This window comes from Fibrobacter sp., assembly GCF_045601785.1.
GTDB lineage: Bacteria > Fibrobacterota > Fibrobacteria > Fibrobacterales > Fibrobacteraceae > Fibrobacter.
This window is the reverse complement of the sequence record NZ_JAZSAF010000063.1, coordinates 1-6,561: the sequence shown is the minus strand read 5'-3', so window position 1 is coordinate 6,561 and position 6,561 is coordinate 1. Positions and strand designations below refer to the sequence as shown.

Below are 6,561 nucleotides of genomic sequence, written 5' to 3'. Positions count from 1 at the left end.
GTTCGAAAGCATTATGCCGCTCACCATCAGGAAAATCGCGCACAAAAGGATTCCGCAATTCACGACCGCCTGCAAGATGCGGAATGCGTTGTAGCGGCCCTTGAACAGCGAAAGGAAAAAGCGCCGGTTCAGCGTGATGTGCACCGCCCACAAAGCGAGCAGCACCACGCCCAGAATCTCGTGAACGGCCGTCGATTCAAAGAAGTAGTTGCCGCCCATCAGCACAAGCGTCGCGACAGTCATCGCGATATCAAGCGGCATACGGATTTTGGCGGAAATAGGCATATCAAGGAATATACATTATTTCGTCTTCACGCCGTTTTTCTCAAGCCACTTGGCCACATCTTTCGAGAGGCTCGAACCGCCGGAGTAATGCACCGAAAGGCCTTCGCCGATTTTTGCGTTGGGCGCAAGTTTCGCAATCGCGGTGATGCTCTGGCCAAAGCGCCCGCCACCGTGGGAGCAGAACGGCAGAATCCGCTTGCCCGTAAAGTCGTAACTTTCGAGCAAAGTCGCAATAGGCATCGGGATACTCGCCCACCAGTTGGGGTAACCGATGATAATCGTTTCGTAGTCGGCCCACTTCTTTGCGTCGGGCTTTTTCTTGAGGGCAGGGCGCGCTTGTTTGTGCTGGTCGTTCTGCGCCTGCTTCAAGACGGTATTGTAGTCATCGGAATAGGGCTTCACGAGTTCAATTTCCACCATGTCGAAACCGGTCTGCTTCTTGATTTCGCGTGCGACACCGCGGGTATTCCCGCTCCAGGAATAGAAAACAATCAGCACACTGGATCCGCTTTTCGGGTTCGACGCCGCTTGCGCCTTTTCGCCCTTAAAGCCCGCCGCTTCCTGGGTCACAAATGTTCCCTTGACGCCTGCACCCGCATTCATGGCGAGCCTGAGCCCCACATTGTAACTCTTGCTGGATTGCTGCATGGCCCCGCGATAGGCGCTGCGGAGGTTCTTGCCGAAATCGTTCCAGCCGCCACCGCGATGCACGCGCCTCGTGCCCGAAGGTTTGCCCGCCGGATCGACCGTCACGCTTGTCGAACCCGCAGAAACACCGTAATCGCCGTAAAAGTCAAAGCACCATTCGCCCACGTTCCCGTAAATGTCGTAAAGCCCGAAGGGATTGGGCTTGAAGTTGCCCACGGGGAGCGTGTTCCCGCGATAAACGCCGAGGCGTGTTTCCAGAACCTCGTCGTTGAAATAGTTCTGCTCGATTTGATACGGATAATGCCCGTAAAAATTCACATCGTCGGCACCGGGCGCCTTCTTTGTGTAGAACGGCGTGGTCGTGCCGCCTCGGGCCGCGTATTCCCATTCCGCTTCGGTAGGGAGCCTGTAGCCGTTCGCCTCGCGATTCCAGCTGACCGCATCGCCTTCGATAGCGTAAACGGGAGTGCGTCCGTCGCGTTCGCTTAACTTGTTGCAAAAACGCGCCGCATCGAGCCACGTGATGTTTTCGACGGGCAAATCGTCACCCTTGAAACTGGAGGGATTATCGCCCATCACTTCGCGGTAAAGCTTTTGCGTCACCTCGTATTTGCCCAGGTAAAAATCGGAGACTTTCACCTTGTGCAGCGTCTCGTCGTTGACACGCCAGTCCTCGTTTACGGGGCTTCCCATGTCGAAGGTCCCGCCCTTGATAAGCACGAAGCCCTCGGGCGCAGGTGCCGCCGCAAGCGACACCGCCGAGAACCACAAAATTGCACAAGATAAAAGTTTAGCAAACATTATTTCAACTTCCCGTAGTCTTCGTCGCTCACGGGCTCAAGCCATTCGTTGCTTGTTCCTTCGCCGGGAACTTCAATCGCCAAATGCTGGAACCAGGAATCCGGAGCCGCCCCGTGCCAATGCTTGACGCCAGCCGGAATGTTCACCACGTCGCCGGGCTTCAGTTCCACCGCCGGCTTGCCCCATTCCTGATAGTAGCCGCGGCCCGCCGTCGCAATGAGAATCTGACCACCGCCCTTCTTTGCATGATGGATATGCCAGTTGTTGCGGCACGCCGGCTCAAAAGTCACGTTCCCGACACCCACCTGTTCCTTGCTGATCATGTCGAGATAGCTCTTGCCCACGAAATACTTGGCATAGGCGTCGTTCGGCTTGCCCACCGGGAACACGCTCCAGTCCTTATCTGGCATGCTTTTTGCGACCGTCGCGTTTACAGCACCAGCCGTCGCACCCGTCGTCGCTTCGGCAGGCTCAGCGACCTTCGCCTCCGCCACCGTTTCCTTGAGCAGTCGCAACGCGTTCAGCGTGCGCGGGTAACCGCAATACGGCAAGCAGTTGTAAATCGCCTGTTCCACGTAGTCGGCCGTGCGAATCTTCAGGTTCGCGCCGATATGCGCCTTGAGCTGCGGCTCCGTTCCCAAGTTCACGAGAATCGCCATCGTCAAGAGTTCGCGGGTATTCAGGTCGAGCCCCTTGCGGGTGTAGTAATCGCCAAAGCAGTTGCTCGCCAAGAAGTAATTGATAGTCGGCATCCCGCTCTTGCCGTTCTTCGCCATGTCGCGGAAAGACTGGCCGAACAGCGTTCCCTGCGCGTCGGCACCCGCATCCAGGCGGGACTGCGCTGTCACCGTCCCACGGTTTTCGTCCACCTTCACGTTCTTCGCCTTGAACACGCTGCGGGCAATTTCAACCGCATCCACCGTCCGCGGGAACCCGGTGTAGGGGGCGCACTGGTAAATCGCCTCGAGAATCTCTTCGGGAGTAAGCCCCTGCGCAAGCGCCGTCGCCACTTCTTCTTGCAAAAGAGCGCCCGACTGCTGCGTCACAAGCGACACCAGGCGAATCAATTCCACCTCGCGCTTTTCCACAAGCGGGGTCGCCGCCGGAACCTCGTTCTGCGTGAAGTTGTCCATCACGGCACGCAGTTCCTTGTCCTGCGAAAGCACCTTCGCCTCGCCCTGCGGGCAGCAATCACACGCGGCAAGCACCGCACCCATACCAAGCATCGTCATAATCGTCCCTAGTTTCATGGTTTGTTCCTTTTTTATCTACGCCTTTAATATAAATAAATGCGCAAACCCCGCAAAATACCATTTTTTCATGCTCAGTATGCGTGAAACGCATAGTGAAAACAACACATAACGACTTTTTGGGCGTTCCCCTTGTAAAACCGAGCCAGCCCAGGTTGCCTTTGGCGACAGAATAATGTATATTGTGGACATGGTCAATTCTAAGGCAATCCTGTCAAATGACGGATGTTACATATCCTTCTCCTTTAACGGGCGGACTATACGGTTCAAGGGGCCGTATAGCCTTGTCAAGATTGCAAAGGTGAAGGAATGGGACAACGGCTACCTGGTGGTCGATGCCGTATATAGCCAGAACAAGGACAAACTCGTCGAGGACTATATCGACCTGGTTCCCATCCTTGAAGACCTTTACATCGACCCGAAAATTTTCTTGCAACCGATAACATCTGTCGAGGTGGACAATGTCCGAGCAACAGCTTAATGAAATCGCCGACAAGGCCGACATGATTATCGCCAACTACAGTTTCACCGTTACAGACAACGGCGATGTCAAGATCCTCTATTTAAGCAACCCGGAGCAAGCCTGCGTCCTGAACAAGGATGGAGACATGATCAAGTCCTCCATGTGCGACGCACAGTTAGCCCTCGTCCAGGCCTACTACCTGAAAAACAAAGATTTGATCGGGAACGACTAATGCCGAAATATTTCCCATTCAAGATCGCCGGTTACTATCTGTATTTTACCATGGCCTGCATAGTCGAATGCATCCACGCACATGCGAGCGACTCAAAATTGACTGAAGCCGGTTCCGCAAAACTTTTCATCAAATCAAACGGCGACACCGTTGTCCAGAAACGCGGCTCTCTTTCCGACAAGGATCTTCTGACCATCCAGAAATACATCAAGAACAACTACTTGACAATGTTCGAAATGTGGTCTCAGCATTCGGAACACGGATTCTTCGGCGAGAACAAGTAAATAACCTAAAGCAGTAAAAGTAAGTATAGCACACTATTGGGCGTTCCCCGGCGGGGGCCGGGTCGGGCTATACTCGCTTCGCTCGCCGAGCCTGTAGTCTCGGCCCTTACGGGTGACTATCCCTAACGCAGAAGCAATGTGAAATGTGAAGTGTGGGGTATGGAATGAAAATTCAAAGTGTTTTTTTTCAAAAACGTTTGTATATTTATGATATGACTCAGCAAGCGAAAAGAATGCACGAACTTTACGAAGAATGCAAGCACATCGGTCTTTCGGAAACTTCCGATGTTATCGAAAGCGCGGCATCGGCAGAAGAAGCGGAATTCTTCGCCAAGGCTTTCGACATCATCTTGCAGCAGAAGCAAAAGAATGTCGTTGCGGAAAAGGGGTTCTGATTGGCCAAACTTATCTGACGAATAAGGCTTTTCCTACTTCTCGCTGTCAATTAATTTCGTCACGGCGTCTACAAGCCTGCGGTAGTTCAGTTCCGACATCGCAGAAACCTTTCTGTCAAAACAGAACTTGTTGACCGCACCGATAAGGTGAATAACCGCAACAGAATCCTTCGGGAGACCCGTTTCTTCCTTTCGGAACAGAATGTTCGGCTCGTGGCCAGCCCTTTCGAGATTCGAAGTAAAAGGAATCGCAACGACAGTGTTCAGATTCTTTATGCCGAGCAGATCATTTTGCATCACGACCGCAGGGCGAATCTTGGACGGAAGGCTGCCAACTGGGTCGCCAAAATCGATTAGCCAGACTTCACCATGTGTCATTCTTCAATTCCTCCCACATGGAATTCATGGAACTGCGCGCGACGTCTTTTTCCAGTTCGGCGAAACTTTCTTCGCGCCGTTTGGTCTTCAACGATTCCAACATCTTGCTCATCAGCGTAAGGGTCTGCTCATAGGAAAGAGACAGCACCTGCTCGGTAAAATCGGCAAAAGCGACATCAGACATACTGCACCTCCTTATTCATCTAATCTAAATATATACAATTTCCGGTATTAAAGCAAGCGGACAGGTTTCTAAAAACACTCCTTCCTTGGGCGTTCCCCGGCCAGGGGCCGGGGCGGGTGCTGCTCGCCGAGCACCCTCGGCTCATCGAGCCTTGCGATGTGTCATCCTGAGCGAAGCCCGTCAGGGCGAAGTCGATGGATCTATCGCAAGTCTCGCCACCGCGTGGCGGTGCGACGCCCCCTAACGCAGACGCGAGTGTGTAATGTGAAGTGTGGGGTGTGGAATGATTATTCGACGGCAGCCAAAAGCAGGCGCGGTTCAAGGGGTTCAATATTGAAATTATTTTGAGAGTTCTTCTTGGAAGATTTCTTAGATATGTTTTTCATCTTGGATGTCTTTGTTGAAATTTATTTTAATTTTACACAACGAACAGAAAGTGCGTCCAATCTTGGATTTCCCGAAATTCCCGACATATCGCTATCACGGCTAATGCATTGGCTAAGAGCCCTGAGAGAACCATGATACAGATATTCTACGGGATAATACATATAAAACGCCTCGTCTATGTCATCAAAGCCATTCTGATGATCATAGACACCCGCCCCAGTAAGAGATAGTCCGCTTTCATTGTTTCCTGTAAAATTATATTCAGAACGCAAGCCATAGACCCCGTATTCCGTACTGCTTCGGGCAACTTCAAAATCATGCCGCGTCATCAAACGCCAGCCTTTTGGGCAAATTCCCTGGTGGTTTGGCTGTATAAGGTCGGCACAACTCTTGGTATTGCAACTATCGTTGAAACCCATCATCTCTGCCCACTGGTAAAGGCCGCCGTAACGGTCGCACTTGGTGGTGTCGTCGTTGTAGCAGTAGCGTTCGATTTTCGTGTCGTCGGTCATGTTTTCGCCAGCCTTCAAGGTGACATCGGCGATATTCAAGTTCTGTGCCATAACGTCTATGGTATCCTTGACACCATCTTCATCTTTGCCCATGATTGTCAGGTAATAATAGACACGGTCATTGCGCGAGTCAGTAAATGTCTTGTAGCGCTCTTCCTCAAACTTTTTCAAAGGCAGAGTTTGGTCGAACGGTTCATAGGGCCCAGAACTGGAACTTTCCGTAGGCACATAAAGCACATATCGTCCATCCACGCACAAATATATTTTTCCCGTATTTCCATCTGAAAGTATGCCTTCACAGGGCAACCCAACATAGTCGGTTATTTCACTCGAAGACGAACTAACCGACGAACTAGATTCATCCTTCTTGCTGCTAGAAGAATCTCCTGACTTTATGGAACTACTACTTGTTCTGTTTTCCTTACTTGAAGAAGACTTACCTGTTTCAGCATCATCCGATGATTCTACATTCTTCTCAGCAGAGGATTCAATCTTTTTAGCAGAACTACTTGATTCGTCATCACAATCTTTACAAATAGAAGATGAAGAATCGACAGCGGCATTTTCATCAGGTTCGTTGCTAGAGGCAGACGAAGAATCGTCACAGGCGGAAAGGGCGAAGAATGCCGCGAGCACCGCCACCCACAAGAAACCAAGACCCTTGACACACTTCATACCATTATCTCCTGTAAAAATTTTCACCACCCACAAACCAAGCAATGTGAAATATGGAATGTGGAAT

The 6,561-nt window shown here is 51.5% G+C and carries 10 protein-coding genes and 1 pseudogene; 4 read left to right on the top strand and 7 right to left on the bottom strand.

What is annotated here, in order from left to right; genetic code table 11:
- The 3 genes and pseudogenes from ACKI61_RS10065 to ACKI61_RS10055 form a co-directional block, all read right to left on the bottom strand.
- Positions 1-285 (bottom strand): annotated as a pseudogene (locus ACKI61_RS10065) (endonuclease); the annotation flags it as partial.
- 15 nt (positions 286-300) lie between these two features.
- Complete coding sequence (locus ACKI61_RS10060) at positions 301-1,734, bottom strand: flavodoxin (RefSeq protein WP_407457588.1); 1,434 nt, start codon at positions 1,732-1,734, stop codon at positions 301-303.
- Positions 1,734-2,984 carry a carboxymuconolactone decarboxylase family protein gene (locus ACKI61_RS10055; protein ID WP_407457587.1) on the bottom strand — a complete coding sequence of 417 codons (1,251 nt, stop codon included), beginning with the start codon at positions 2,982-2,984 and terminating at the stop codon, positions 1,734-1,736. Before ACKI61_RS10055 ends, ACKI61_RS10060 begins: the two co-directional genes overlap by 1 nt.
- Positions 2,985-3,174: 190 nt before the next feature.
- Here ACKI61_RS10055 and ACKI61_RS10050 point away from each other — a divergent pair, with 190 nt between their 5' ends.
- The 4 genes from ACKI61_RS10050 (at position 3,175) to ACKI61_RS10035 (ending at position 4,358) form a co-directional block, all read left to right on the top strand.
- Entirely contained in the window at positions 3,175-3,465 is a 291-nt protein-coding gene (locus ACKI61_RS10050; RefSeq protein ID WP_072813196.1) for a hypothetical protein, read from the top strand.
- Positions 3,446-3,679 carry a hypothetical protein gene (locus ACKI61_RS10045; protein WP_072813118.1) on the top strand — a complete coding sequence of 78 codons (234 nt, stop codon included), beginning with the start codon at positions 3,446-3,448 and terminating at the stop codon, positions 3,677-3,679. The genes ACKI61_RS10050 and ACKI61_RS10045 overlap by 20 nt, the downstream gene beginning before the upstream one ends.
- Positions 3,679-3,963 carry a DUF4160 domain-containing protein gene (locus tag ACKI61_RS10040; RefSeq protein ID WP_072813115.1) on the top strand — a complete coding sequence of 95 codons (285 nt, stop codon included), beginning with the start codon at positions 3,679-3,681 and terminating at the stop codon, positions 3,961-3,963. The genes ACKI61_RS10045 and ACKI61_RS10040 overlap by 1 nt, the downstream gene beginning before the upstream one ends.
- 212 nt (positions 3,964-4,175) lie before the next feature.
- Positions 4,176-4,358, top strand: coding sequence for a hypothetical protein (locus ACKI61_RS10035; RefSeq protein WP_072813120.1), 183 nt, complete (start codon positions 4,176-4,178; stop codon positions 4,356-4,358).
- Between the two features lie 33 nt (positions 4,359-4,391).
- On the opposite strand, the gene ACKI61_RS10030 is transcribed toward ACKI61_RS10035, so the two are convergent.
- The 4 genes from ACKI61_RS10030 to ACKI61_RS10015 all read right to left on the bottom strand — a co-directional run bounded on the left by ACKI61_RS10030 (position 4,392) and on the right by ACKI61_RS10015 (position 6,494).
- Positions 4,392-4,736 carry a type II toxin-antitoxin system PemK/MazF family toxin gene (locus ACKI61_RS10030; protein WP_407457586.1) on the bottom strand — a complete coding sequence of 115 codons (345 nt, stop codon included), beginning with the start codon at positions 4,734-4,736 and terminating at the stop codon, positions 4,392-4,394.
- Positions 4,723-4,920 (bottom strand): hypothetical protein, encoded by a 198-nt coding sequence (locus ACKI61_RS10025; RefSeq protein WP_073114458.1) that lies wholly within the window; start codon positions 4,918-4,920, stop codon positions 4,723-4,725. The genes ACKI61_RS10030 and ACKI61_RS10025 overlap by 14 nt, the downstream gene beginning before the upstream one ends.
- A 287-nt stretch (positions 4,921-5,207) precedes the next feature.
- Positions 5,208-5,306 carry an LEPR-XLL domain-containing protein gene (locus ACKI61_RS10020; protein ID WP_407457585.1) on the bottom strand — a complete coding sequence of 33 codons (99 nt, stop codon included), beginning with the start codon at positions 5,304-5,306 and terminating at the stop codon, positions 5,208-5,210.
- A 21-nt stretch (positions 5,307-5,327) separates the two neighbouring features.
- Complete coding sequence (locus ACKI61_RS10015; RefSeq protein ID WP_407457584.1) at positions 5,328-6,494, bottom strand: FISUMP domain-containing protein; 1,167 nt, start codon at positions 6,492-6,494, stop codon at positions 5,328-5,330.
- Positions 6,495-6,561 lie beyond the last annotated feature (67 nt).

Bases quoted from the DNA above. Each gene is read 5' to 3' on its own strand.
- ACKI61_RS10060 (WP_407457588.1), bottom strand. From the start codon at position 1,734: ATGTTTGCTAAACTTTTATCTTGTGCAATTTTGTGGTTCTCGGCGGTG.
- ACKI61_RS10055 (WP_407457587.1), bottom strand. From the start codon at position 2,984: ATGAAACTAGGGACGATTATGACGATGCTTGGTATGGGTGCGGTGCTT.
- ACKI61_RS10050 (WP_072813196.1), top strand. From the start codon at position 3,175: ATGGTCAATTCTAAGGCAATCCTGTCAAATGACGGATGTTACATATCC.
- ACKI61_RS10045 (WP_072813118.1), top strand. From the start codon at position 3,446: ATGTCCGAGCAACAGCTTAATGAAATCGCCGACAAGGCCGACATGATT.
- ACKI61_RS10040 (WP_072813115.1), top strand. From the start codon at position 3,679: ATGCCGAAATATTTCCCATTCAAGATCGCCGGTTACTATCTGTATTTT.
- ACKI61_RS10035 (WP_072813120.1), top strand. From the start codon at position 4,176: ATGACTCAGCAAGCGAAAAGAATGCACGAACTTTACGAAGAATGCAAG.
- ACKI61_RS10030 (WP_407457586.1), bottom strand. From the start codon at position 4,736: ATGACACATGGTGAAGTCTGGCTAATCGATTTTGGCGACCCAGTTGGC.
- ACKI61_RS10025 (WP_073114458.1), bottom strand. From the start codon at position 4,920: ATGTCTGATGTCGCTTTTGCCGATTTTACCGAGCAGGTGCTGTCTCTT.
- ACKI61_RS10020 (WP_407457585.1), bottom strand. From the start codon at position 5,306: ATGAAAAACATATCTAAGAAATCTTCCAAGAAGAACTCTCAAAATAAT.
- ACKI61_RS10015 (WP_407457584.1), bottom strand. From the start codon at position 6,494: ATGAAGTGTGTCAAGGGTCTTGGTTTCTTGTGGGTGGCGGTGCTCGCG.